The 408-nt window shown below is 66.7% G+C and carries 1 pseudogene; it reads left to right on the top strand.

Features of this window, described 5'->3' with window-relative positions:
- Positions 1 to 408, top strand: a pseudogene (locus tag OGY09_RS00265) (type IV secretion protein Rhs); the annotation flags it as partial.

Here is a 408-nt window from a genome sequence, read left to right as displayed (position 1 = left end):
GACCGATGGCGCAGGCCGTCGCTTCCGGCTGGTGCTGAAGCAGATGAACACACTGCCCGTCACCCGCTACGGCCAGGATGACGGGGTCCGCCTCGGTGCCGTCTGGCTGACGCACGACCCGGAATACCCGGACAACCTGCCGGCATCCCCGCTGGTGCGCTATGACTATTCCCCGCGCGGGGAGCTGGCGGCGGTGTATGACCGGGGCGGAGTGCAGGTGCGCCGCTTTGACTATGCCGCGGACACCCCGGGCAGGATGGTGGCACACCAGTACCCCGGACGCCCGCAGACCACCTACCGCTACGATGCAGCGGGCCGTGTGGTGGATCAGCATAATCCGGCAGGCTTAAGCTACCGCTATGAATACGGGAAAAACGCCGTCACCATCACCGACAGCCTGCACCGCCG

This window comes from Citrobacter sp. Cpo071 (genome assembly GCF_030332765.1).
In the GTDB taxonomy this organism is placed as follows: Bacteria; Pseudomonadota; Gammaproteobacteria; order Enterobacterales; family Enterobacteriaceae; genus Citrobacter; species Citrobacter portucalensis.
Note: the sequence above shows the minus strand (reverse complement) of the source record. Positions and strands in the feature narration are given on the sequence as shown.